At 48.9% G+C, this 25,913-nt stretch carries 22 protein-coding genes; 8 read left to right on the forward strand and 14 right to left on the reverse strand.

What is annotated here, in order from left to right:
- Nucleotides 1-19: 19 nt before the first annotated feature.
- The 7 genes from npdG to ACN0R8_RS07325 form a co-directional block, all read right to left on the reverse strand.
- Nucleotides 20-682 (reverse strand): NADPH-dependent F420 reductase, encoded by a 663-nt coding sequence (npdG, locus tag ACN0R8_RS07295; RefSeq protein ID WP_417596431.1) that lies wholly within the window; start codon nucleotides 680-682, stop codon nucleotides 20-22.
- The gene (gene cofE / locus ACN0R8_RS07300; RefSeq protein ID WP_417596432.1) at nucleotides 679-1,527 is read right to left on the reverse strand and encodes a coenzyme F420-0:L-glutamate ligase; all 849 of its coding nucleotides are present in this window, start codon (nucleotides 1,525-1,527) and stop codon (nucleotides 679-681) included. The genes npdG and cofE overlap by 4 nt, the downstream gene beginning before the upstream one ends.
- Entirely contained in the window at nucleotides 1,520-2,254 is a 735-nt protein-coding gene (gene cofC, locus ACN0R8_RS07305) for a 2-phospho-L-lactate guanylyltransferase (RefSeq protein ID WP_417596433.1), read from the reverse strand. Before cofC ends, cofE begins: the two co-directional genes overlap by 8 nt.
- A complete protein-coding gene (gene cofD / locus ACN0R8_RS07310; protein WP_417596434.1) occupies nucleotides 2,251-3,228 on the reverse strand; it encodes a 2-phospho-L-lactate transferase in 978 nt (325 codons plus the stop codon). The genes cofC and cofD overlap by 4 nt, the downstream gene beginning before the upstream one ends.
- Entirely contained in the window at nucleotides 3,225-4,523 is a 1,299-nt protein-coding gene (gene cofH, locus ACN0R8_RS07315; RefSeq protein ID WP_417596435.1) for a 5-amino-6-(D-ribitylamino)uracil--L-tyrosine 4-hydroxyphenyl transferase CofH, read from the reverse strand. The genes cofD and cofH overlap by 4 nt, the downstream gene beginning before the upstream one ends.
- Nucleotides 4,520-5,647 (reverse strand): 7,8-didemethyl-8-hydroxy-5-deazariboflavin synthase CofG, encoded by a 1,128-nt coding sequence (cofG, locus tag ACN0R8_RS07320; protein WP_417596436.1) that lies wholly within the window; start codon nucleotides 5,645-5,647, stop codon nucleotides 4,520-4,522. Before cofG ends, cofH begins: the two co-directional genes overlap by 4 nt.
- Before the next feature lie 266 nt (nucleotides 5,648-5,913).
- On the reverse strand, nucleotides 5,914-6,558 hold the full coding sequence (locus ACN0R8_RS07325) for a TetR/AcrR family transcriptional regulator (protein ID WP_417596437.1): 645 nt from the start codon (nucleotides 6,556-6,558) through the stop codon (nucleotides 5,914-5,916).
- 314 nt (nucleotides 6,559-6,872) lie between these two features.
- Between ACN0R8_RS07325 and ACN0R8_RS07330 the strand changes: the two genes are divergently transcribed.
- The 3 genes from ACN0R8_RS07330 to hydA all read left to right on the forward strand — a co-directional run bounded on the left by ACN0R8_RS07330 (nucleotide 6,873) and on the right by hydA (nucleotide 11,173).
- Nucleotides 6,873-8,126 carry a Zn-dependent hydrolase gene (locus ACN0R8_RS07330; RefSeq protein WP_417596438.1) on the forward strand — a complete coding sequence of 418 codons (1,254 nt, stop codon included), beginning with the start codon at nucleotides 6,873-6,875 and terminating at the stop codon, nucleotides 8,124-8,126.
- A 101-nt stretch (nucleotides 8,127-8,227) separates the two neighbouring features.
- Nucleotides 8,228-9,718 (forward strand): NCS1 family nucleobase:cation symporter-1, encoded by a 1,491-nt coding sequence (locus ACN0R8_RS07335; RefSeq protein ID WP_417596439.1) that lies wholly within the window; start codon nucleotides 8,228-8,230, stop codon nucleotides 9,716-9,718.
- A gap of 15 nt (nucleotides 9,719-9,733) precedes the next feature.
- Nucleotides 9,734-11,173 carry a dihydropyrimidinase gene (gene hydA, locus ACN0R8_RS07340; protein ID WP_417596846.1) on the forward strand — a complete coding sequence of 480 codons (1,440 nt, stop codon included), beginning with the start codon at nucleotides 9,734-9,736 and terminating at the stop codon, nucleotides 11,171-11,173.
- A gap of 100 nt (nucleotides 11,174-11,273) precedes the next feature.
- Here hydA and mqo read toward each other — a convergent pair whose 3' ends face one another.
- Nucleotides 11,274-12,818 carry a malate dehydrogenase (quinone) gene (gene mqo, locus ACN0R8_RS07345; protein WP_417596440.1) on the reverse strand — a complete coding sequence of 515 codons (1,545 nt, stop codon included), beginning with the start codon at nucleotides 12,816-12,818 and terminating at the stop codon, nucleotides 11,274-11,276.
- A 509-nt stretch (nucleotides 12,819-13,327) separates the two neighbouring features.
- Here mqo and ACN0R8_RS07350 point away from each other — a divergent pair.
- The gene (locus tag ACN0R8_RS07350) at nucleotides 13,328-13,945 is read left to right on the forward strand and encodes a LysE family translocator (RefSeq protein WP_417596441.1); all 618 of its coding nucleotides are present in this window, start codon (nucleotides 13,328-13,330) and stop codon (nucleotides 13,943-13,945) included.
- Between the two features lie 98 nt (nucleotides 13,946-14,043).
- On the opposite strand, the gene ACN0R8_RS07355 is transcribed toward ACN0R8_RS07350, so the two are convergent.
- Nucleotides 14,044-15,423: a sensor histidine kinase gene (locus ACN0R8_RS07355; protein ID WP_417596442.1), complete on the reverse strand. Its 1,380-nt coding sequence runs from the start codon at nucleotides 15,421-15,423 to the stop codon at nucleotides 14,044-14,046.
- Nucleotides 15,424-15,429: 6 nt separating this feature from the next.
- Nucleotides 15,430-16,173, reverse strand: a complete 744-nt coding sequence (locus ACN0R8_RS07360) for a response regulator (RefSeq protein WP_417596443.1) — start codon at nucleotides 16,171-16,173, stop codon at nucleotides 15,430-15,432.
- A 213-nt stretch (nucleotides 16,174-16,386) separates the two neighbouring features.
- On the opposite strand from ACN0R8_RS07360, the gene ACN0R8_RS07365 reads away from it, so the two are divergent.
- The gene (locus ACN0R8_RS07365; RefSeq protein ID WP_417596444.1) at nucleotides 16,387-16,950 is read left to right on the forward strand and encodes a Spy/CpxP family protein refolding chaperone; all 564 of its coding nucleotides are present in this window, start codon (nucleotides 16,387-16,389) and stop codon (nucleotides 16,948-16,950) included.
- A gap of 328 nt (nucleotides 16,951-17,278) precedes the next feature.
- Complete coding sequence (locus ACN0R8_RS07370) at nucleotides 17,279-17,746, forward strand: hypothetical protein (RefSeq protein WP_417596445.1); 468 nt, start codon at nucleotides 17,279-17,281, stop codon at nucleotides 17,744-17,746.
- Between the two features lie 50 nt (nucleotides 17,747-17,796).
- Here the strand turns inward: ACN0R8_RS07370 and ACN0R8_RS07375 are convergent, their stop codons facing one another.
- From ACN0R8_RS07375 to ACN0R8_RS07385, 3 genes are all read right to left on the reverse strand, one after another.
- Entirely contained in the window at nucleotides 17,797-18,279 is a 483-nt protein-coding gene (locus ACN0R8_RS07375) for a GNAT family N-acetyltransferase (protein ID WP_417596446.1), read from the reverse strand.
- A gap of 239 nt (nucleotides 18,280-18,518) precedes the next feature.
- A complete protein-coding gene (locus tag ACN0R8_RS07380; RefSeq protein WP_417596447.1) occupies nucleotides 18,519-19,640 on the reverse strand; it encodes a TRAP transporter substrate-binding protein in 1,122 nt (373 codons plus the stop codon).
- A 129-nt stretch (nucleotides 19,641-19,769) separates the two neighbouring features.
- Nucleotides 19,770-21,209 carry an FAD-binding oxidoreductase gene (locus ACN0R8_RS07385; RefSeq protein ID WP_417596448.1) on the reverse strand — a complete coding sequence of 480 codons (1,440 nt, stop codon included), beginning with the start codon at nucleotides 21,207-21,209 and terminating at the stop codon, nucleotides 19,770-19,772.
- A 584-nt stretch (nucleotides 21,210-21,793) separates the two neighbouring features.
- Between ACN0R8_RS07385 and ACN0R8_RS07390 the strand changes: the two genes are divergently transcribed.
- A complete protein-coding gene (locus ACN0R8_RS07390; protein WP_417596449.1) occupies nucleotides 21,794-22,744 on the forward strand; it encodes a LysR family transcriptional regulator in 951 nt (316 codons plus the stop codon).
- Nucleotides 22,744-23,574 (forward strand): response regulator transcription factor, encoded by an 831-nt coding sequence (locus ACN0R8_RS07395; RefSeq protein ID WP_417596450.1) that lies wholly within the window; start codon nucleotides 22,744-22,746, stop codon nucleotides 23,572-23,574. Before ACN0R8_RS07390 ends, ACN0R8_RS07395 begins: the two co-directional genes overlap by 1 nt.
- Here the strand turns inward: ACN0R8_RS07395 and ACN0R8_RS07400 are convergent.
- Entirely contained in the window at nucleotides 23,538-25,838 is a 2,301-nt protein-coding gene (locus tag ACN0R8_RS07400) for a putative bifunctional diguanylate cyclase/phosphodiesterase (protein ID WP_417596451.1), read from the reverse strand. The genes ACN0R8_RS07395 and ACN0R8_RS07400 overlap by 37 nt on opposite strands.
- Nucleotides 25,839-25,913 lie beyond the last annotated feature (75 nt).

Here is a 25,913-nt window from a genome sequence, read left to right on the forward strand (position 1 = left end):
ATTAAGCTCCAGGCTTGAATTAGTGTTCTGGGGGACAGATACGAATCCCCGCATGGGAAAAGGGCACCTCTTTTGAGATATTCAGCCGAATCAAAATAGGGGTAATCGCTTCGATGCAGCGGGCGCTTTCTGCCAGCCCTGCGTTATAAGCAGTGGTGCCCAACCGTTCACAGAGCGCCATCACTTTTTTCTTCGCGGTCAGGTCGTTACCGCAAACCAGCAGATCGCAGTTAATAGGGGTATCCAGATTGTTTAGCGTTACCGCTGAAACGTTGTGCAGGGCACCCACCACAGGAATCTCATCCCCAAGCACCGCTTGAGCGGCCTCGGTGGCGGAACCTTCCGGCGGCATACTGACCGCTTTAGGGTTGCCCTCAGCAAGAGGCACCACGATATCCACCAGTATTTTTCCGTTGAGCAAGGGCTTAATCTGCTCTAACGTGGCGTTATGGCCGCTGAACGGCACTGATAGCACCACAATCTCGTCACTGGCCTGTACGGCACTGGCAATATCACAGCCGCTTAAATGTTGCCCATCGAACGTACTATTGAGTTCATCGGCCAACGCGGCGGCTTTATCGCCATCCCGCGAACCAATCACTACATCAACACCGGCCAGCGCTAAACGCTTGGCAAGCCCTTTGCCCTGCGGGCCTGTACCACCAATAATGGCTACTTTCATCGGAATAAATCCTCTTGTTGCGCTCGAATCAGATCCTGACCTGAGCTGTCGGTTGCTTGCCAATCAAGACCACGAAAGACAATCACGGGGGTTTGTGCGCTTTTATCCATCAGCAGACCAGAAGCCGCCGCCAGCTCGTCCGCCAATGCCGGAGCGGTAACGGTCAGGGGGCGACCGTAAGCATCGGTTTCACCGGCCATCAGGTTTAAAGCAGGAACATTCGCCACGCCAATGGCGACATTGGTTTGGCCTAAACGCCAGGGTCGGCCAAAGGTATCGCTGATAATCACCCCTAGGGTGATGCCAAAATGCGCTTCCAGCTGATCCGCAATCGCCTTGGCACTGGCGTCCGGGTCATCTGGCAATGTGATCAGAATATCGGGATCATCCGAGTTGGATTCATCCACCGCGGCATTGGCACAGATATAGCCCCGCTTATGCTCAGCGATAAGCACACCTTCCTGCTGTTCAGGTCGGCGTACCGCTCGCAGAATCCGTTTTGACTGATCGATAATAATTTGTACTTTGCGGGGGTCTTTGCGCACGCTTTCCGCCAGATCAAGGGCAGACTGCGTCGGTGTCACCTCAGACAGACGACGTAAGGCACCTTCGCATTTAGACACCACTTTATGGGCGATCACGAGGATGTCACCGTTAACCAAAGCAATATCATGGTGATCCAGGTGGGCGATAAGCAGATCTGCCAGGCGATCCCCCGTTTTAAAATGCGGTAAACCTTCCAGTCGGAATACATTAAGGCCGGTAGGTGTTTTCTGACCTGATGTGGGTTCAGATGCAGGTTTAGATGCAGGTGCAGATGTCAATAAAGATGTAGCATTAGGCATAGCGTTTGCCTCCTATCCCCGTCATATCCGTTTCTGTCAGCCCAGTCAACGCATGGCTGTTGGCGGCGGTGGCGCTATAGAGATCCATCTCCTGATCAATATCCAATGCCATTAAAGGCAAGGCCAGAGCGCTAAATTTCAGATTGGCTTTTATCGCTTCACGCTGATGGGCTCGGGCGGAATCCAAACCAAATCGAAAGCGAATCCCATTCGGTGGCTGAACCAACAGTGCATTGGTGCCGCCATCATTAGCGATGGCAACCACCACATCCTGATCCTGGCCGCGCCGGATCACCTGGGATAGCTCTTGTTCGGTCAAAAAAGCCAGATCAATCGGCAGCATTAACAGGCTTTTGTAACCCAAACGACAAACCTCTGAGGCCGCCTGCTCCATGGCGGCATTAAGTCCGCGTCCTGCCGTTTGTCTCAGCGTGAGGCAGCCCAGACGTTCCGCTTTGGCCAGTACCTTGCTATCTTCACTCACCACCAACAGGTCATAATCAGAGAAGTGCTGCTGAAGATAGCCAAGGGTGTACTGATACAGATGCTTTGCCAGAACCTCCCGCTGCTGATGGTTTAACGCCGGTGACAGACGTTGCTTGGCAAGTTCCGGTGACTTAACCGGCACCACAATGCAAAGGGATGCTGTTTTATCAGGGCCTTCAGAAGATCTGTTCGCTCTGGACGTTCTGATGGGGCTATCGGCTAAAGAATCATGGGGTTTCATAGGAGCGCCTCTTCCGTTGCGGAACTGGTCGTTGATTGCTTAATCGCCCATTCAAGACTGGCGCTAACCACTTGCGCTTTATCCTCAAGACATTGCATTAAGGTGGGCAGGCAATAGGTTTTGATGCCGAGAGCTTCTATCGCCGCCTGATCCTCTTTATCCTGATGATCAATCACCAGGCCCTGAATCAAACCGGCATAATGCTCCGCTAAGGCGATATTGTTAGCGGCCTTACCCAGAGCGCGCATCATACGATCCGCAGGGCCTTTCACGGTTTGTCCTCCAATAAAGGGGGAGATCGCCAGCACAAAGGCGTTGCTGTTTTGAATGGTTTGCCTGATCTGGGGAATAGCTAAAATCGCACCGATACTGACCAAAGGATTACTGGGCGCCAGCAAAATAATATCGCTATTGCTCAGCTGCTTAAGCACCTCAGGGGTTGCGGTGGCCTGCTCTGCCCCTTGATAACGAATCCCGTCAATCTCAGGCTGGCACTGATGCTGGACAAAGTAGCGCTGGAAACTGTGCCACTGACCATCAAAGTGAATCTGTGTCGGCACCTTGTCATTGGTGGGTGGCATAATCGGCAGTTTCAGACCAAAGCGCTGGGCAATACCCAGAGTCACCTCGGTCAGAGTCGCACCGGAATTAAGAGCGCAGGTTCGATAGATATGGGTGGCAAAATCTTTATCCCCGAGTGTCATCCAGGTCTCATGGCCAAAGGCTTTTAATCCCTCAAGGGCCTGATAGCTTTCATCCCGTAACCCCCAGCCTTTCTCTCGGTCAATCTGTCCGGACAAGGAATAGATCAGCGTGTCTATATCAGGGCAAACCGTTAAACCGTGAAAAATATCATCATCGCCAATATTGCCAATAACGGCGGCGTGATCGGCATATCGGGAGGCTTGCAGTCCTTCTGCCGCCTTTGCACCACCGACACCTCCGGCCAGCAGAGTGACCACAGGCGCTGTCATCCCTGACCTCCTGCGGATACCGGTAAAGCATCAGAGGAAGTCAATGCCGGAGACGTATCAACCGCTGTCAGAATCGGTGATGGAAAGGTTTTTAGCGTTTGATAGAGGGTGCCGCGCTGCACCGGTGTTAAGCCATTCGCCTGAATATTGGCGACCATATCACTGGGCATGACCTCCTGACCGTGGCTACCACCGGCGGCTCGGGAGATACTTTCATTCATTAGCGTACCGCCCAGATCATTAACACCGGATTTCAATAATGAGGCCGCCAGCTCCGGCCCCATTTTCACCCATGAAGACTGGATATTATCGATCTGCCCCTGCAGCATCAGCCTTGCTACAGCGTGCATTTTCAGGTGCTCATCATCTGTCGGGCCGGTACGAACCTGGTCAGGGTTATCGTTGTACAGTGCGGTTTCGTAGTGGATAAAACCAAGGGGGACAAACTCAGTAAAACCACCGGTTTCTTTCTGAATGGTCCGTAACAGAGCCATATGCTCGGCCCAGTGCTTTGGTGTATCCACATGGCCGTACATGATCGTGGCGGTTGTGGGCAAACCCACGCTGTGGGCCGCTTTAATAATGTTGACCCACTCTTCCGTGGTCAGCTTATTTTTGGTGAGTTGCTTGCGCACCTCTACATCCAGAATCTCAGCGGCGGTACCCGGCATAGAACCCAGACCCAGCTCTTTTAGCTCTGCCAAAAAAGCTTTGGGTGTCATACGGGCTTTTTTACTGCCGTACCAGATTTCAAAGGGTGAAAACGCATGAATATGTATCTCCGGCACACGGGCTTTCACATGGGTAATAATGCCGCGGTAGTAGTCCGCATCCAGATCAGGGTGTAGGCCGCCCTGAATACACACCTCCGTTGCCTCTCGCTGCCAAGCCTCTTCGGCTCTGTCTGCAACCTGCTCCAGACTTAAAAACTCCGCCCCTTCATCACCTTTGTGCTTGGCAAAGTTGCAAAAACGACACCCCATGTAGCAGACATTGGTAAAGTTGATATTTCGGGTAATGACGAAGCTAGCCTGCAGCCCTTTTCTTTTCTGACGGACAATATTAGCGGTATGGCACAGCGCGTCGGTTTCTGCCCCTTGTCCATCAAAAAGTAAAATAGCGTCATCTACAGATAACTCATCTCCCGCCAGAGCCTTCTGTAATACCGCCTGATAGTCCTTACGTATGGCCGGGGATGGTGATGCGCTGTCTATTGCAGATGTATTCACTGGTACAGAGGTATCGACTGGTGCCAATACAGAGATAGATGAAGAAACGGTGACAGGTGCATTCATGCGACAAGCCCTCTTGATAGAAGATTCGTTTGATTTAACCCGTGCACACGTTGTTGCAGGGCTGGCACTAGAAAGTGTTGCTCTGTGGATTGAAATTCAGGATAAATCGTCAGGCGTTCAAAGAGCTGATAGCCACGGCCACGACAGGCGGCATCTAAACTTTGAATTTGCGGCCAGGCACGTTCCGGGTTAATAAAGTCACGGGTGATAGGAGAGATACCGCCCCAGTCATTAATACCCGCCGAAAGATAAGCCCCGTACTCTTGTTCAAGATTCGGCGGGGCCTGCAGGCTAATCTCTGGCGGGAGTATTAAGCGTGCTATCGCCAGGGTACGCTTCATCTCATCAAGATCAGGCTCTGCACATCCGGCCATTGCGGTACCCGGCTTAGCACGGAAGTTCTGAATAATCACTTCCTGAATATGGCCGTAGGCTTGATGGATATCGCGGATCAGCGCCAGGCTTTCGACCCGGTCCTCCCAGCTTTCACCGATACCGATCAAAAGACCGGTGGTAAAGGCGATACCCAATTCACCTGCGGCTTCCAGGGTTGCGGTTCGGCGCTTTGGGGTTTTATCGGGACAACCATAATGAGCCTGTCCCGGCTTCATTAAGTTGATTGAGCTGTTTTCCAGCATCATGCCCATGCTGGCGGCATAGGGTTTTAAACTGGCCAGTTCGCTTTTTGTCAGCGCCCCAGCATTAATATGAGGCAGAAGTCGTGTGCGCTCTAACACCTGTTCGCACTGACTTTGCAGATAGTCCAAAGTGCTGGCGTAACCCAGATGTTCAAGCCACTCCCGGGCTTTAAGGTGACGTTGCTCGGGCTTTTCACCCAGGCTAAACAGAGCTTCAGTACAGCCTGCGGCCTCACCTTGTTTTGCTACTGCCAGCACCTGTTCCGGTGTCATATAGTTAGCGTTTGGGCTATCAGGGCTTTGAACAAAGGTGCAGTAGCCGCAGGTATCACGGCACATATTGGTTAAAGGCAGGAACACTTTAGGCGAATAAGTCACCTGTTGGCCCCACTGTGCATCACGAACAGCTGATGCCTGCTCGCACAGTGCGTATAGGTCTGGGCCTGTAGCGTTTTTGTATCGATTAGCGTCAGCAGCAGAGATCATGATGAACCACCAAATTTACGTGAATTTAAATGTTTTACCATTTGGTATAAAACATAAATATCACAAAGAAATTTGATCGGTAAACACGTTTTTTTTAGTGCAGAAGGCGCACCAAACTGACCCCAGTCTATTTAATACAGGTTAACCAAATCATTAACTATTTATTAAAATCCCTGTAAAAACATAATGTTAAAGGTTATCTATTTTTTCATATTTCATTAACATTAAATTCAGGCTTTGTTTTTACAAATGGTAAAAAGAAAGAATTATTTTTTACCAGCACCAAGAGCGTGCAAAATAAGTTCTGTCACAGCTTTCTCTGCCCGGGCGTAACCTTCTTCATGAAGTTGAGACTGCCCCATTAAAATTTCCATTTGAGTGGAAAAATCAGCATATGACTGAGTCGTTGCCCAAACCATAAAAAAGAAATAAGGAGGGTCTATTTTGTTAATAAAACCCTTATTAATCCACGAGTTAACAACATTTATATCACGCTCAAATTGCGGTTTTAAATCAGAAACCAAATAAGGTCTGAGCACCGGCGCACCACCAATAATCTCATGGGCAAAGACTTTAGAGCCGTAGGGATAGTCTCTGGAAAGTTGCATTTTTGCCTTCACATAATGGCGAATCGAGGTCTCGGGGTCCGCCTCTGAAAGCTCCAGAAGTTGTAGCTTATCAATCCAAATATTAAGGGTTTCCTGTAAAACCCTTTTGTATAGTAAGTCTTTGTTTGAAAAGTAATAAATCAGGTTTTGCTTGGATATATTCGCTCGCTCAGCAATCCGCTCCATGGAGGCTCCACTAAAACCCCGCTCAGCAAAAACAACCTCCGCTGAACGTAAAATCCGCGACTCCAGCATCTCCCTGTTAATCGCCTGTTTCGTTTTCTTGCTGACTGTCTTTACCACAAAAAGAACCACCTTCTAACATATTGAATTAAAATATTTTTTTGATAAAACAATGCTATTTCATCCTGTCTCTAAAGCTTAGCGGAAACAACACGACTATCGTTGAATTAAACCCTGATATATAAAGTTGGCCTCCTGCTTGCATTAGCCCTTTGCGTGATATTTTGATCATCCAACTCCTCTGCAATTTAAGTTGTTCATTTATCGAGGAGTTTTTAACTCTTAAATTTTACCAAATGGTAAATAAAATAGATAAGCAAATACTCTCTTATTAACAGCCATACAGTCTACTTCACTATTTTTAGGAGCCATATATGCAGGATTTACAGATCAACACTTTACGAGTCAAAAAAGAGCGCCTCTGGGATAGCCTGATGGAGATGGCACAGTTTGGGGCGACCGAAAAGGGCGGCTGTAATCGCCTGGCAGGAACCGATTTAGACAAGCAAGCCCGTGACCTATTCGTATCTTGGTGTAAAACCGCTGGCTGTGAGATCACTATCGATAAGATTGGTAATATCTTTGCCCGTCGCCCGGGTAAGAATAATGATCTTCCCGCCGTAGGCACCGGCAGTCATCTGGATACTCAGCCGACAGGTGGCAAGTTTGATGGTGTTTTTGGGGTACTGGCCGGTGTTGAAGTTTTACGCACACTGCATGAAAACAAAATCGAAACCCCAACCGCCATGGAATTTTCTGTCTGGACCAATGAAGAAGGTTCTCGTTTTCAACCTGCCATGCAAGGCTCTGGTGTTTATGCCGGTCGCTTTGACCTTGAAACCGAACTGAATAAAACCGATGTTGACGGTATTCGCTTAGGCGATGAGCTTAAACGTATCGGTTATTTAGGGGATGCAGAGCCTGGCAGTCGTAATGTTGGCGCTTTCTTTGAAACCCATATTGAGCAAGGTCCTATTTTAGAAGATGCCGACAAAGCCATCGGTATTGTTCGCCTGGGTCAGGGCATTCGCTGGTACAACATTGAGATTCAAGGTCGGGAGTCCCATTCAGGAACCACCCCTATGTATCTGCGTAAAGATGCCATGGTAGCTTCTGCTGAAATCATCTCCGAGATTGAAAACATCGCCCACCGCCATGAAAACGGCTTAGGCACTGTTGGCTTTATGCAGGTTTATCCCAACTCCCGCAACACCATTCCCGGCAATATCAAATTCAGTGCCGACCTTCGTAACCCCAAGCCGGATGTACTGCTCGCCATGCATGAAGAGCTAACCGCCTTTTGCCAAAGCGTTGCAGACAAACGCGGCCTTGAGATCAACCTGGACCCTTTCTGGTATTTCGCTCCGGTGGAGTTTAACGCCTCCGATGATGTAAAAGCCGCCACAGAGAAGCTCGGCTACAGCCACATGGATATCTATGCCGGTGCCGGCCATGACGCCTGCTATATGGCAGACCTTGTGCCCGCAGGCATGATCTTTACTCCCTGCGAAGGTGGTATCAGCCATAACGAAGTTGAATACAGCTCTCCTGAGCAATGTGAAGCCGGAGCCAATGTCTTGCTGCATACCATGCTTGAAGCAAGCCATCGCTTAGCTTCTGCTTCATAAGCTATTCCACCCTTTAGAAAGAATGGTCCGTTTAGAAAGAAAACTTTCCCCATAAGAACCGTGCTTTTGCACACCAAAATCAAAAATCGAAAGGTGCAAAGATGACGAGTAAAGCGATAAAACAAGGTGAATTCTACGAACTGGATGCAAAAGATGATCTGAAATCCAGCCCCGCCTACAGCGATGACCTGGCCCCAACAAAAATCAAGGAGCGAACCTGGAGTATTTTTAATATTGCAGCCCTTTGGGTTGGTATGGCGATCTGCGTACCCTCTTACACCTTAGGCGGTGTATTAACCGCTTACTTTGGTTTGTCGGTAACGGAGGCGCTGGTAACGATTCTGGTCGCCAATATTATTCTGCTGGTTCCTCTAACGCTCAACGCCTACCCCGGAACCAAGTTTGGTATCCCCTTCCCAGTAGTCTTACGCTCATCATTTGGCATTGTGGGTTCTAATATCCCTTGCCTTATCCGTGGGCTGGTCGCCTGTGGCTGGTTTGGTATTCAAACCATGTTTGGCGGCTTAGCGATTCACTTATTGTTCTCGGCCTTCTCTGATAGCTGGGCCTCATTAGGTGGTGTCGGTGAAGTGATCGGCTTCTTTATTTTCTGGGCATTACAGATGTATGTGGTGATCCGTGGCGCAGAATCCATTAAATGGTTGGAAACCCTGGCCGCACCGCTGCTGTTAGTTGTTAGCCTGGGTCTGATGTTTTGGGCCAGCGGCAAGGTATCCTTTGTTGAAGTATTAGCAACACCGGCAACACGCCCTGAAGGTGCCAGTTTTTGGGGTTATTTCTTTGGCGGCTTAACCGCAATGATCGGCTTCTGGGCTACACTATCACTGAATATCCCCGACTTTAGCCGCTATGCTAAATCTCAAAAAGATCAGGTAATCGGCCAGATTTTAGGCTTACCTCTGACCATGTTCTTCTTTGCCGCACTGGGTGTTGTTCTGACAGCAGCATCAACAACACTGGTAGGGGAAACCATCTCTGACCCTATCTCCTTAATCGGTAAAATCGACAGTCCGTTCTGGGTTTCGATTGCGATGGTTTTAATTATCATTGCCACCATCTCCACCAATACCGCAGCCAACATTGTATCCCCTACCAATGATTTTCAGAATATCGCCCCCAAACTGATCAATCATACCCGCGGCGTACTGATGACAGGTGCCGTCGGTATTGTATTAATGGGCTGGGAACTGCTGAAGAAAATAGGCTGGATCGTATCCGATGTTAGTGTCGAAAGTATGTACACCAACTGGCTATTGGGTTATTCAAGCCTTCTGGGGCCTATCGCCGGTATTATGATCGTGGATTATTTCCTGATCAAAAAACAAAACCTCGACCTTATCGCGCTCTACTCTTCTAAGGGTGATTACCCCGCATTCAACCCTGCAGGCCTTATCGCATTTGCAGTTCCTGTTGCTGTAACCATTGCATCTTTTGGTGTTGATTCCCTTAGCTGGTTCTATGATTACGGCTGGTTTACCGGTGCATTCACTGGTGCTCTGATTTACTTTCTTGTGGCAAGCAAACAATCGGCAGCCAATAAACAACCAATCGTTAGCAGCAGCGCCGCTTAATTAAGGGAGACCTATATTATGTTACTGATTAAAGGTGGCACTCTTGTTACCCATGAAGAAAGCCGAAAAGCGGACCTTCTGTGCGATAACGGTAAAATCATTCAAATAGGGGCTGATTTATCAGCACCCGATGCTGAGGTGATCGATGCAACCGGCAAGTTGATTATGCCCGGCGGTATCGACCCACACACCCATATGCAACTGCCCTTTATGGGCACCGTGGCAAAGGATGACTTTGCCTCTGGAACTGCCGCTGCACTGGCCGGTGGCACCACGACCATTATTGATTTTGTTATTCCAAGTCCACAGCAATCCCTGCTGGAAGCCTATCAGCAGTGGCGTGACTGGTCTGAGAAAGCCCATGCCAACTACTCCTTCCATGTGGCGATTACCTGGTGGGATGATTCCGTTGCCAAAGAGATGACCACCTTGGTAAAAGAGCATGGAGTTAACTCTTTCAAGCACTTTATGGCCTATAAAAATGCCATTATGGCCACGGATGATATTCTGGTGGCCAGTTTTACCCAGTGCTTAGAGCTCGGCGCTGTGCCAACCGTCCATGCGGAAAACGGCGAATTGGTTTTCCATCTACAGCAAAAAATGCTGCAAAAAGGTATGAACGGCCCTGAAGCACACCCGTTGTCACGTCCTTCATCGGTTGAAGGAGAGGCTGCCAACCGGGCGATCTCTATTGCCAAGACCCTGGGGGCTCCGATTTATCTGGTGCATGTTTCTACAGAAGAAGCGGCAGATGCTATTCGCTACGCTAAAGATCACGGTCAAACGGTCTTTGGTGAAGTGCTGGCAGGGCACTTAGTCGTGGATGACAGTGTTTATCAGAACACTGACTGGGAAACTGCAGCAGCTCATGTCATGAGCCCGCCATTCCGTCCCAAGCATCATCAGGATGCCCTTTGGAAAGCGGTTCAGGCGGGAACGTTACAGACTACCGCAACGGATCACTGTGCCTTCTGCACGGAACAGAAAGCCATGGGTAAAGAGGATTTCACTAAGATTCCAAACGGGACAGCCGGTGTGGAAGAGCGCTTAATGGTATTGTGGGATAAAGGCGTCAACTCCGGCAAGATTACCGCCAATGAGTTTGTTGCACTAACCTCAACCAATACCGCGAAGATCTTTAATCTCTACCCTCAAAAAGGCTCTATTCGTGAGGGTGCTGATGCGGACTTAGTGATCTGGGACCCAGAGCAGAGCAAAACCCTCTCAGCAAAAAGCCACTGGTCTAATATAGAACACAGTATCTTTGAAGGTATGACCGTATCAGGTGTCCCCGTTACCACCATTTGTAATGGTAAAGTAGCCTTCGATAACGGTAAACTTTTGGCCGAACAGGGAGATGGGCAATATGTTAAACGTGCACCCTACGCCCCCTTCTACCAGGCATTAGAAAAACGCTTATCGCTGGCTGAACCCAAGCCCGTTGATCGTAACTAATCATTCAGATCAGAAGCTGGATAGCGCTCAATATATACGGACAAAAAAAACGGCAGCCTAAGCTGCCGTTTTTTTGCATTTTAAAGATAACACCGTCTTACTAAGGCTGTTCTGTCTTAGCTTCTTTATCCAGCTGCAGGGTTGTCAATGTACGCTGACGAATCTCTTTCAGCATTTCCGGCTGATCAGAAAGTGTGAAGCCATAGGAAGGCACCATCTCTTTGATCTTTTCCTGCCAACCATCCGAGGCCAGACGGTCTTTAAAGCATTTTTCGATAATTCCAATCATGGTATTAACCGAAGTCGATGCACCGGGGGACGCGCCCAGCAGGGCTGCCAGAGAGCCATCAGCAGTGGTGATCGCTTCTGTACCGAACTCCAGCTTTCCTTTCCCTTGCTCATCTTTCTTGATGATCTGCACCCGTTGACCTGCCATCGCCAGTTCCCAGTCATCATCCTGAGCATCAGGGAAAAAGTTACGCAGAGAGTCACAGCGGGCGCTGTGGGACTGACGCACTTCACTGATCAGGTACTTGGTCAGATCCATATTGTTCATGCCCACAGACATCATTGGCATCAGGTTATCCGGGCGGATGGTGCTGACCAGATCAAACATGGAGCCCTTTTTCAGGAACTTAGTTGTGAAGCCGGCAAAAGGACCAAACAACAATGCTTTCTCACCATTAATAATCCGGGTATCCAGATGCGGCACTGACATTGGAGGGGCACCGATTGGTGCCATCCCGTAAACCTTAGCCATATGCTGTTCAACGATTTCAGGCTTCTTGCAAACCAGCCACATACCGCTCACTGGGAAACCGCCGTAGCCCTTACCTTCTTCTACACAGGACTTCTGCAGCAGAGGCAGAGCTCCACCACCAGCACCCAGGAAGACAAAGCCAGCATTAATTGTCACATTGCTGCCATGTTTATCTTTTAACTTAACGTTCCAGCGGCCATCTTTCGCTTTGTCGATATCTTTAACATTATGGCTCAGCAGGAGTTCAAAACCATCCTGCTTCTGCAAATGGTCAACCATGTTGCGGGCAACAGAACCAAAATCAACATCAGAACCATAACGAACGCGGCTTGCAGCAACTTTTTCGGAAGGGTCACGATTCTGCATAACCAATGGCATCCACTGACGAATCACATCGTGATCCTCAGAGTACTCCATATCTACAAACGCCTGGAATTGGCTGAGAGTCTGATAGCGGGCACGTAAAAACTCAACATTCTTCTCGCCCCAGACAAAGCTGCAATGCGGTGCCGTATTAATAAACTTTTCAGGGGAAGGAAGTGCCTTCTGCTCCACAAGATAGGACCAGAATTGCAGGCTGACCTCAAAGGCCGAGTTGATTGCGAAAGCTTTGGTAGTATTGACGCTGCCATCAGCTTGCTGAGGGGTATAGTTCAGCTCACAGTATGCAGCGTGACCAGTACCGGCATTGTTCCAGCCATCGGTACTCTCGTGCGCCACATGGTCAAGGCGCTCTACCATAATGAGGTTAATATTGGGATCCAGCTGCTTTAACAGCATACCCAGGGTCGTGCTCATCGCACCGGCCCCTACTAGCAACACATCTGCAGTTTTTGCGGTCATAGAGCTTTGCCATTTATCGTATTGTTGGGATTGAACCGACACCAGAAATCAGCTTTTGGCTTCTCCGACCCGTCTTAGTCAAACAGTCGGGCAGAGTCTCTGGATATCCCTTTTTAGTTATCGTCGAGGGTACACATGAACCATCTACAGGATCAGATAATTAATGAGACATTTTGTCTACAATTCCCCGTGGATGGCGCAGAATTATACGGATTCTGACTGAAAAGTCTTGAGCTAAAATTAGTAAATAACTTATCAATTGGGCGAATATTACCTCTAAAGTCGTAGCGATCCACCCTTGTATTTAATAGATAGCACCCATCTGACAAATTGTTCCGTCCTGTGGGTCTTTTTTGCCCGACGGAGAACAAGGCTGCAGCGCACAAAAAAATGATCTCCGATCAGGGACATCCTTTACAATCACCCAGAAACATCCTTTACAATCACAGTATTGCACCCGAAAATAAACAGATAAATATTGACTGCAGCTCACAGGCAGCGCCGTATCCTGCTATTCGTTACTCAGTCTTTTTTACCTCAAGGAACAGGTCATGTCATTTGAAAGTGCTCTGACATTTTTTATCGCACTCTTTATCTTTGGTATCACTCCGGGACCGGGGGTCTTTGCTATTCTGGCCAGAGGTATGATGTTTGGTGCACGTAGCTGCCTGCCGATAGCTGTAGGCATGATTGCCAGTGATATTGTCTATCTGGTCCTGGCCTGCCTGGGTTTGGCCGCCGTTGCAGAGCATTGGGGTGGATTGTTTACAATTATCCGTTATGTGGGGGCCGCCTACCTGCTCTATCTGGGATACAAAATGTTCACCAGCAAGCCGGATCTGAGCCAGCAGGGCAATGCCGGAACGAATCAGGGAATCGTCGCAGGATTTATTCAGGGCTTTCTGATCTCAGCCTCCAACCCTAAAGTGATCCTCTTCTATATCGCCTTTTTACCAACCTTTATGGATCTGACCGTACTGACCGCTCAGGATATCGGGCTGGCCTCGGTGCTGACTTTTGTCGCCTTGTTAGCAGGTCTAATGCTCATCGCGGCCTTTGCCGCCTGGGCCAGTAAGATGCTGCGCTCGGAGCAATCAGTAAACCGCCTGAACAAGAGCGCTGGAGGCATTATGATGAGCGCCGGTGCCTATCTGGCGCTGAAGAACTGAGAATTCCTTAGTCTATGTAACCCGGCCAGCAAGCTGATCCACAAACAAAGGGGCGGATGCTTATAAAAGCATCCGCCCCTTTTTGTGGTTCGCTTGTGCTAACCCCGCAGCCGGATCGATAACTGCAAACCACCTTCAGGATGATTTTCCGCTTCAAGCCTACCACCCAGCCGCTCAATAGCCCGACGGGCGATACTCATACCGAGGCCATAACCATCACCGTGACCGCCAGAGCCTCTTACAAAAGGTGTAAAAAGCTCCTTCAGCAAGTCATCACCGATGCCGTCACCATGGTCCCGAAGCCGGATCAGCAACCTGCCTCTTTCCTGATGGGCAGAAAGCTCCAGCAGACTATCCTCCGGAGTGTACTTGAGGGCGTTGCCGATACCATTTCTGAGAGCCCGGGCCAACAGATCCCGGTTTAATGTCAGATGCAGTGTTTCCGGTTCTATCTGAATCTGAACAGGCCGATCCGGCTGACTGAATCTGAGATCACTAACCAGCTCATCAAACAACCCTTTGACCGAGAAACGATCCCCTTCTTTATGGGCACTTTCCAGACGGCTGTATGAAAGAATCTCGGCAATCAGACCATCAAGGCGCTCGCACTCTCGATTAATACGCTGTGCCAGAGAACTTCCCTCCCCCAGTTGCTGCTCAGCCAGACCAGCACTAACCTGGAGACGGGCCATGGGGGCACGAAGTTCATGGGAGACATCCTGCAGTAAGCGCTGCTGGTTTTTCAGGGTGCTTTCAACATAATCTGCCATCTGGTCAAATTCCCGGGTCAGATCCCCAATCTCATCCTTGCGCTGACTGAGCTTTGCCGAGGCCCGGGCACTGAGATCACCATGACGATAGATCTGCTTAACATATTCACTGAGCTGCCGAATCGGCCTGACCAGTACAACGCTGAGAATTAAGGCTGACAGAGCTGCAACAGCCAATATCAGTACCATCTGAATAGAGAATAGGTAACCGGTAAAACGCTCTTTATGTTTCAGGGGTAATGGAATATCGGTTAACAGGCGATATTGCCTCCCGCTCTCAGACTTTAATTTAATGGTAAAAGAGTCCCGTGGCGGTGGCCTTCGGTGGCCTGTTATCTGTGTCCCTAAACGCTTATGCTCAACATCCATTTCATACAACCAGACCGGTGGCCGCCTATCTCTCCGATGATCAAGTACCGCAAAATCCTGACGTTCAAACCGATTACGCGGCAAGACCCAGGCCGGTGAATCCTGTAAGGGGTTATCTAGGAGGTTGCCATAACTTTTAGCCTCGATGTTTTTCTGCGAGTCCTCATAGAGTTCGATCAGCTCAAGCGCCTGGTGCTTAAACTGGGATTTAATCAGGTGTCGCCAACGATCCTCATCGTTACTGTTAGCAACAATCAGAAAGACTCCTGCCATCCCCAGAGCACTGACCAACCAAATAGTAAGAAAGATTTTCCAGAACAGCGTATTTAGCCATCTCATAATCTGTTAATCCTGACCTTGCTGGCCGGTATAAACAAAGATGTATCCCTGTCCACGCACTGTTTTTATCAGTTCTTTACCATCTATTTTATCTCTGCCTGAGCCACTAAAGTGCGGTACTAACTTCTGACGTACCCGGCTGACATGCACATCAATAGCTCTGTCATAGGCCGTCAGCTCACGGTGCAGAACCCAACGGGTTAACTGCTCTTTACTCAGAACCTGTCCGGCGTGCTGCATCAGATAAGTCAGTACATTGAACTCTGCGCTGGTCAATTCCAGCAACTCACCGGATACCTTTGCCTCCCGGGTTGATGGGTTCACACTGATCGGCCCAATAACGACAGCTTCATCCGTTAGTCGCCCCTCCACCGGAGCCGGAGCTGCACTGCGCCGTAACACCGCCCGAATACGGGCCAGCAACTCGCGGGGGTTGCAGGGCTTACCCAGATAATCATCCGCTCCCATCTCAAGCCCCAGAATACGGTCAATCTCATCACCACGTCCTGTCAGCATAATCACAGGCAGCTTATGACTGGGGCGAATCTGTTGCAGCAACTCAAGACCTGTAGTACCCGGCATCATAATATCAAGCACCATCAGGCTATAGCGCTGACCCTGTAACATATCAATCGCTTGCTCAGCACCGTAGGCAGCATCAACCTGATAACCCTCTGCGCTCAGGTACTCCATCAGCAGGCTACATAACTCTTTATCATCATCAACCAGTAATAATCGTTCGTTAGACATCGTGTTACCTCAGCGGTGCATCTCTAAGTAGTATCTTACGGGCAATGATACTGTCTTTGGCCTTTGACGTAAGGAGCTGTATTCCTTTCTGGATGGAGTTTTACCTAACTTTACACCTCATTGTCACAACTTTGCGTGGTAAAAGATCATACTCACTTCATCGAAAACGACTTCCAAAAACGGAAGAATAAACATCAGATGGAGATACCCTTTATGACACTTCTGAAGAATATGAAAAGCAAAAAAACCTTCGCCCTGCTGGGTTCCACATTGGTCGCGTTAACCTTAAGCGCCACGGTTGCCGCTCACCCCGGTAAAAAGCAGGGTGATCATCAGCGTGTTAAATGCGATAAAGAGCAGTGTCAGGAGCAACACGCAGAACACCGTCTTAAAAAGATGAAACGTTTTCTGAAACTCAGCGATGCGCAAACTGACAAAATAAAATCTCTGTTCGCGCAACATAAGGAAGAACGGGGCGAAAACCGTTCCCCCCGCACTCTACAGCGAGCACTTCACCAACTTGATCCAACCGATAAAAACTACGAAAACAAAGTGACTGATCTGATTGAAAATGCCCAAAAGAAAATGGCAGAGCGGATACAAGACCGTGCAACGCTACGTCAGGAGATCTATCTTCTACTATCCCAGGAGCAGCGTAGCAAACTAGAGTTAATGGAAGAGATGCGCCAGTTCATGGGGGATAAAGGGCCAAAAGGATCTAAGGGTGAACATCGGCACCACAAGAAGATGCGTCCTGCACCAATGGAAGCCTCTTAATCCTGAACCCTGAAATATCATATGAAAAAGCGGCAACTTAATGCCGCTTTTTTTATACCTGATAGTAAGTCAGTAGCCGAAAATATCAGCACCGATTTGTAAAGAAAGCGCATTTAATCTTTACACCGTAAAGATACGTTAAGAAAAAAAAAGTAGTGATAAGAGAGCTAAACCTTTGTTTCTTCAATAGAAATAGGCATCAACCTTGCTCTTTAGTTATTGCCGGGCAGTAGCTGCTGCGACGAAAGAAGCGGCAAGCTCTGAGCGGATACAGTTAATTGACGAAACAATGACCCATTCCCAAAACACTCAATAAAAGGAGTGACCTATGAGTATTAATGGTGTTCAGAGTGTTGGACAAAACCAGATGCAGGAGATGCGCAAACCACCATCTCCGGAGGAACTGGCAGGACGTATATCGCAATCCATTGAGGATGGCGATATTGAGCTGGATAGTCTGGTTGAAAACCTGACAGAACGCTTTGGCGAAGAGGCATCATCGATTGTTGCCGATGATGGTTCTCTCGACATGGACGCTCTGACAAACCTACTGGCAGAGAATGCGCCTCAGGGGCCAGGAGGCCAACCACAAGGTGGAATGGGTGGTATGCCACCACCGCCACCACAAGGTATGGCATCAACGGAAGAACTTGAGACTAAATTGCTTGAGGAATATGGCGAAGAAGCCACGTCTGCGGTATTCACTGAAGATGGTATCGACTTTGAAGCATTAAAAAGTCTGCTAACCAGCAATGAATCGCAGGAAACCGGCTTCCTGCTGGATGTAGAAGGCTAAGCAAAATACTTAGTATCGGGGTGCGGACTTGTCCGCACCTCTTCGAACCCTTATTCCGTTGCAAACAGTTTCAGTGCATCACCTGTTAAACGATACCCAACCCACTCACTTTGCGGCTTAGCTTCGAAAGATTCGTAAAAGTCGATGGCAGGTTTATTCCAGTCCAGAACATTCCACTCAAACCGACCGCAGTTTTCTGCCACTGCCTTCTGTGCCAGGTGTTTCAACAGGGCTTTACCAGCACCACAGCCACGGAATTTAGGTGTGATATAAAGATCTTCCAGAAAAATGCCGTACTGGCCGAGCCAGGTAGAGAAGTTATAAAAGTAGATCGCGTAACCCGCCATCTCGCCATCCACTTCACAGATCAGACTGAAGGCCTTTGGGTCGTCTCCGAACAGCGCCAGTTCCAGCTGATCCGGATTGGTTTTCACCTCATCAGGGGCCTTTTCATATACCGCCAACTCAACAATCATTTCGAAGATACGGGTGACATCCTCGCGGGTTGCGGGCCGAATCTGAATTGCAGACATAAATCTCTCCTGAAAACCGTACTTATAAAAACAGTGACTTACCGTAAAAGCAGGTAGCTCAAATCATCAGCAGACAACATAAGGCAAGGCCGAAAGAAAATACAGAACTCAGAACAAAAAAAGCCGGTGTTCAGAAAACACCAGCCAATTTCACGGAGCTGATTTATCAGCGCAACGCTTTCATGCGGCCGTTAAGTCAAAACCAGTGAGGGTTGCCACCTATATAGCTAACCGTTCGGTTAAAGATCTGCACCTGAGGTATCACGGGGCAGGAAGGCGTGTTTTTCCCACAGATCATACTGCTTACGGAAGCTATCCAGATCAGTCCACACCTTTTTGAAGAACTCGTTTTTTGCACTCTGCTCTTCAACCACTTCATTCCAGGCATTATTATAGGCACTCAGAATTTCATCACTCCAGTAACGGATCTCAACACCGTTCTTTTTGGCACTGGCTAACACTTCAAATTGCTTAGCCTCGCCTTCCGCCAGAGAGTCAGCCACCACGGCTTTACAGGCGGTCTCAACCAGAGACTGCTGCTGCTCATTCATCGTGTTCCAGACTTTCTTGTTGATCAACAGCTCCTGCATGGAGGTTTGCTGATGCCAGCCGGGGAAATAGTTGTACTTAACGATCTTCTGGAAGCCCAGCATTTGATCAACCTGTGGCAAGGAGAACTCAGCCGCATCAATCGCACCTTTTTCCAATGCACTGAAAATCTCAGCCGGCGGAATCTGCACTGTACCCACACCCATTTTATCCATTACATTGGCACCCAGACCGTAGAAGCGCATATTTAAGCCTTTCAGGTCTTCAACCGTATTGATCGGTTTTGCAAACCAGCCAGAAGTTTCCGGCGGAATCATGCCACACGGTATCGCATGCACGTTATAACCGAAGGTGTCGTACATCTCCTGATGCAGTTTCCGCCCATTGCCATAGTACATCCAAGCCATAAATTCGCTGGCTTCCGGGCCAAAAGGCACCGAGGTAAAGAAAGCAGCAGCCGGCATCTTACCTTGCCAGTTAGCCGAAGCTGCAAAGCCAGAGTTGACCTTGCCCGCCGATACCGCACCTAAGATCTCAGAAGGTGCAATCAGTTTGCCCGGCTCATAAATTTTCATACGCACGGCACCGCCACTAGCGGTGTTAAGTATATCGGCCAGCTTAACAATCGGTGTACCCACCGCCGGTAGCTTTGATGGAAAGGCCGTGGGCGTTTTCAGCAGCAGGCGATCACCTGCTTCAGCCATTGTGACCGTCAGGACAGCAGGTGCTATGACAGTGGCCAGGCCAAGGATTCTGGCCCAGGGTTTAATTGAAACAGATTTCTTCGCAGGGTTTGGTCTTTCCAGACTCATGATTATTGCTCCAGCATTCGTAGGATTTGCATATTTTTATAGGATTTTTTTTATTTGGCCGGGGCGCTGAACAGGAATAGTATCTGCGCTCCGGCCCGGTTCAGGCAGAGGGTGCTGCCATAAGGTTCATCAAAGATCGAAAATCTTGCCCGGGTTCATAATGCCTTTCGGGTCCAATGCCAGTTTGAGGTTGCGCATCAGATCCACAGCTTCACCGTGCTCCTCCAGCAGATAGCCTTTTTTGCCGTAACCGATGCCATGCTCGCCGGTACAGGTGCCTTCCAGCTCCAGCGCTTTGGCCACAATCGCTTTGGACAGTGCTTTACCTCTGACTTGCTGCTCAGCATCGTTTTCATCGAACAGAATCAACACATGGAAGTTGCCGTCCCCAACGTGACCAACAATCGGACAAGTCAGGCCGGAAGCGACCGCTTCCTGTTCAGCAAACAGCACGGCTTCTGCCAGGCGAGAAACCGGCACACACACATCAGTGGTCAATACCGAAGCTCCGGGCTGTAAAGACAGACCAGCAAAGTAGGCCTGGTGGCGTGCCTTCCAGAGTGCATTACGGGCTTCGGTGCTTTCCGCCCAGCTAAAGGCACTGCCACCCATGGATGCGGCAAGTTCTTCCACCAACTCCACCTGCTCAGCAACGGAGGCAGCTGTACCGTGAAATTCAAAAAACAACGTGGTTTTCGGCTCAAACCCCTCCAGCTTGGAGTAACTGATGCAGGCCTTCATCTGCAGTTCATTCAGCAGTTCAATACGGGCAATGGGAATCGCGCACTGCATCACAGAGATTACGGTATCCACAGCACTTTGCAGATCATCAAACTGGCAGGTTGCCGCTTTAATCGTATCAGGGATAGGATGCAAACGTAGCTGAATCTCAGTAATGACGCCCAGGGTGCCTTCAGAGCCGGTATAAAGATGGGTCAGGTCATAACCGGCAGAGCTTTTACGGGCACGACCACCGGTTTTAATGATACGACCATCCGGTGTAACCACCGTCAGCCCTATCACATTTTCCCGCATCGTACCGTAACGTACGGCGTTAGTACCTGATGCCCGGGTTGACACCATACCGCCAATACTGGCATTGGCGCCGGGATCAATCGGGAAGAAGATACCGTCATAACGCAGCGCTTGATTCAGTTCTTCGCGGGTTACCCCGGCCTGAACCCGGCAGTCCAGGTCTTGAGCATGGGTTTCAAGAATCTGGTTCATCTCGGAAAGATCCAGAGAAATTCCACCTTCCAGGGCCATCAAGTGACCTTCAACAGAGCTGCCCGCACCATAAGGAACCACAGGCATGGCATACTGATGACAAAGCGCCAATACCTGGGCAACTTCCTCAGTAGACCGCACCATAACCACAGCATCGGGGGCTTTACAACCGTAGCTATCTTCTCCCTGACCATGCTGGTCACGCACCGCCTGAGCGGTAATAAGCTGTTCGCCCAATAATGCTTTCAGCTGCATGATCACAGAGGTGCGGGCCGATGCATCCGCGTAACAAGAGGAGGCCATTTGGCCAGGTACAGATGTGTTGATCTCCTGAGAGGTCATAGTGCAGCTCCTGATTGCTGTCATTCAGACATAGCGTTTATGGCCTCACCTCGTGTCTATCCTTTTATTACGTCAGGAGGAGATCATCGGGTAAAGCTCATTTGTAGGGTCAAAGACCTAAATATAGGTAGGCGTGATAATAGAACTTGCCCTAACGGTAAAAAAATTATTTATTAGAATAGAGTCATTCTAAAAAAGAATGATAAAATGAAAATATTTTCGCAAAATATCATTATTTTATTTTTATTGTGGCCGCCAAATGGCCTTAAAGGCAATAAAATATCAATACCAGAGGATAAAACGGCCTTTTTATAGTCGGAAAAACAGAGAGCTGGTAAGGTAGTCATTCATTTATTTTATACTGAAAATACCCCTAATTAAGGGAACTCATTCAATCCCGAAGATAGTCACGCACACTGGCGTGTGCATATATTCGGATTAGGCAAGCCCACAGATACCTGGCACAGATACAATATCCATGCAGATATACCACCCAGACAGAAAATCATGAAAGAAGTGTACGAATACCTGTTATCACCTTGCTCCTCCAACATCTTCTGGCCAGAACAGGAGTGTTTCAGCTGATGCAGGATAGCCACAACCTGAGTCAACGCCTGAGCCGGGTTAACCTTAATCTGCTAGTGGCTTTTCATGCCCTTTATCAGGAGCGCCACCTGACTCGTGCTGCAAACCGCATAAGCCTCAGCCAGCCCGCTATGAGCCATGCACTGAAGAAACTCCGTAGCCAGTTTAGCGATGAGCTCTTTATTAAAACATCTGAAGGGATGCAGCCAACGCCATTGGCTAACCGACTGTTCCAACGTATTGAAACCGGCCTGTTACAGCTGGATGAAGCCATCATCAGTAGTCACAGCTTCAACCCTGAAAAAGAGGTGCGTGAGTTTCGTATAGGTATCACTGACTTCATGATCAGCGAACTCGTCCCCTATCTGGTCCGAGCGGTAAATGAACAGGCCCCTGGTATCAGCTTTAATATTCTCTACACCAAAATATCCAGCCCGGAAATGGCCTACAAACTGCTGCAGGATCAGGAACTGGATCTGGCAATCTCCCAATTTGAATACCTGCCACAGGGAACCTGCTATGAAATGCTTTATGAAGATCATCTGGTATGCGTAGGAGATGAAACCATCTATGGCAAAAAAGAAGCCCTGAGCCTTGATGAATTTCTGACACCTTCCCATGTTGCCCTTTCTCACAGGGAAGATGAACCCATTCTGGTCAACAGAAAACTAATCTCTCTGGGGATGCAGCGCAAGGTTGTGGTTAAAACCCCCTATATTGCGACTCTTCCGGCAATTCTGACCGGCACCAACATGATCACCGTGATAACCGAATATGGTGCAGAGCTGATCTGTCCGAAATCGTCCCTGAAAACATATCAGATGCCAATCGAATTTGATCCGCTTTATGTGTGCCAGATCTGGGAGAACCGGAAAGATGATGATCCTGGAATACACTGGTTACGCACTGTGGTTCGTAACTGCCTTCAGGAACAGGGGATAAGTCGCTAATGTCATCACAGGATATGAAAAACAATGATGCTCGCTACCTGTACTATACTGATCAGCCGGACTGGCAGCAGCTGGATAGTTTGATTGCAATCCGTGAAGCCCTGCAGGAATTGGTAATCGGCATCGGTTTTGATACGGCAAGCCTGATTTACGCTCCCGTAGGCGAACTGCCTAACCGGACACCAGGGCAGGTGTATCCATTGGTAACCGTTGGTAATGATAACCTGCGTTGGCTGAAGCAGTGGCGGGAGCACACTGAACATAGTGAAGACAACCCCTTAAGCCACCGTCTGTCACCAACCTGGAAGCACACCCTGCAGCATACTCTGCCTCAACGCTTTGATCTGGCAGAGCCGGAGAAATGGAGTGAGAACCTGACACTGGCTGACCAGCGTTGGCTGAGCGCCCTGTTTGACTATGGCTTTCAGGAGCTCTGCGTCACGCCGGTACACTTTCCCGGCCGGGAATATGTCGCGCTATCCTGCTTGTCCCATCGCAGCCATCCAAAACCAGCACCACTATCAGAGCAGACTCAAGCAAACCTGCTGTACAGCACTCACCGTCTGGCGCATATCTGCCTGCAACCAGAGTTTTCACAACTACGGAACCGGGAGAGCCACGCTGGATTGCTTTCCAGGCGGGAAAAGGAGTGCCTTTATTGGGCTGCAAAGGGGAAATCCGCAGCAGAAACGGCGGCTATTCTCGCCCTGCAACCGGAGACCGTTCGAACCTACCTGAAGGCTTTAATGAAAAAGCTCAAGGCCGAAAACAAACCCCAGGCGATCGCCATCGCTTATGAGACCGGCCTGCTAGGCAATCGTGTGCTATAGCGATCAAGAAACACTTTCAGATCCTCTGGCTTCAAAGGACGGGAATAGTAATACCCCTGAAAGCGATCACAACCGAAACGGGATAGTATATCGGCCTGCTCCTGAGTTTCTACGCCCTCTGCAAGCACTGCCATCTCATAGTTCTTCCCAATAGCGATAATATTCTGCACCATTTTCCGGGCTGCATCGTCATTAAGAATATTATCGACAAAGCTTTTATCAATTTTCAGCTCATCCACCGGCAGAGCACGCAACATGCTCAGGGAGGAATAACCGGTACCAAAATCATCCATAGAGATCTGTATACCTATATCATGAATTTGATTCAACAGAGGAAGAATATAATCCAGATCTTCAATAAACAGACTCTCGGTGATCTCCAGGCAAACAAAAACCTTACTGAGCCCGGCATCATCAATGGTATCCAGTAGCAAAGCCATAAAGTTTGCCTGCATAAACTGGCGCACAGAAACATTGATCGAGAGATGGAACTCAAGCCCGGTTTCCTGCTGCAGGTGTTTTATTTCACTTAAGGACCGACGTAATACAAACTCCCCTAAGCGAGGCATAAGACCTGATGCCTCCGCTATAGAGATAAACTGATCCGGCGGCACAAAACCTAGCTCTTCACTCTGCCAACGGGCCAGTGCCTCAACACCATATAGCTTACCGCTATAATCAACCTGGGGCTGATAGACCATGAAGAGCTCATGATTATCCAGCCCTTTGCGTAACTGCTGTTCAACGACCAGCTTTTGCAGATAGCCACTTTGCATCTCATCAGCAAAAATACGTACACTGTTCTTGTGTTTCTTGGCTTCGTACATGGCAATATCTGACGCACGCAGCAAGCTGTCAAGATCAGTGCCATGCAGCGGATATTTTGCAATGCCGATACTGGCTCCCAAAGTAAAATTAATACCTTCAACCTGATAAGGGTGGGAAAGTGAAGCGATAATACCTCGGGCTATCGACAGAAGGGATTCGTCTTCATGTTCCCGAACAAAGACAAGGAACTCATCACCTCCCTGGCGAATAAGGGTGGTGCGCTCAGGGGTGGTTTCACGCAGACGCTGCGCCAACTCTTTCAGAACCTCATCACCAAATTCATGACCAAAGCTGTCGTTCACGCTCTTAAAGTGGTCCATATCGACAAAAAGTACACTAAAGCCGGGATTGTCCTGCGCCAGCCAGTCATCTTTATGCATCAGAAGATAACTGCGATTAGGCAACTGTGTCAGGGGGTCGTGACTGGCCTGATGGATCAGGTCCTGACGACGCTTATCCTCAGCTTTAGCAATCAGTTTGAACAGCTGATAAATCACAACCTGCCCGATCAGAAACAGCAGAGCGTAGATCAGAAAGCTCTCAATAAAGTCATCCAATAACTTACGAAGCTTTACCTCTGACACAGTCCAAAGCTGATATGTCTTATCAAAACGGGCAACACCCACACTTTTCCATTGGCGGGTGTTTATCTGAAAAGAGCCCATACTTTCTGAGTCCTTCAGGTAATCCATTGACTTGCCGGATCGTTGCAACAGACTATTGATCGCTTCCTGTATCAGGTCGCTTCGGATAGGACCATCATAGCTCAGGTTCATCCCAGGCCCTTCAGAGGAATGATATTGGGGATAGCGGTCAACGGCACGAATCAGAGAGACCCGGTTCGACTCATCCATATGAATAGCGCCACTGAAAAAGCGGGAAGCGCCTTTAATGCGTAAGCCCGCCGTCATAACCGCAATAACATAACCGCGCTCATCCCTGATCGCTTTTCGAATAGGAATGACCCACTCATTCAGCGCCGTCATAAAGTAGGTGCGTCCCAGCACCATAGAGTCTGACGTCAGAGCGAGTTTAAAAGAATCCCGGCTGGACTCCTGCTGCAGTAAATTGGGTAAGCGGCTGGGGTTCAGGTTAGAACTAATAAATGTCAGTCTGCCGTCAGGTGTTGCCAGACCAAAGCCGACAATCGCCGGATTCAGGTCCAGCACCTGGTCCAGTACCGGCTGTTTTTTAACACTTTGCAGAAAGGCCGGATCTTTTGTTAACTCTGAACCGAGTACATCAAGGATAACTTCCTGATTTACAAATAGAGAATGACTGGCATTACTCACCAGCTCCACCAAGTTCTCCTGCTTAGTCAGATAAGCATCCTGGATGTTGAGCCAGCGGTAATAGGAGATGAAGATCAGAAATAGCAAACTACCGGCAAACAGCAGTGTGTAGAGTGTCCATATATTTTTGCGGAGCAGTGCCATAGAAGATCCATCGCTCAAATCGGGACAGATATCTTATGACACCTGTAACATCAGGTTACAAACTTACCTGAGTCA

The sequence above is a fragment of the Oceanospirillum sp. genome (assembly GCF_048265165.1).
Classification (GTDB): domain Bacteria; phylum Pseudomonadota; class Gammaproteobacteria; order Pseudomonadales; family Halomonadaceae; genus Oceanospirillum.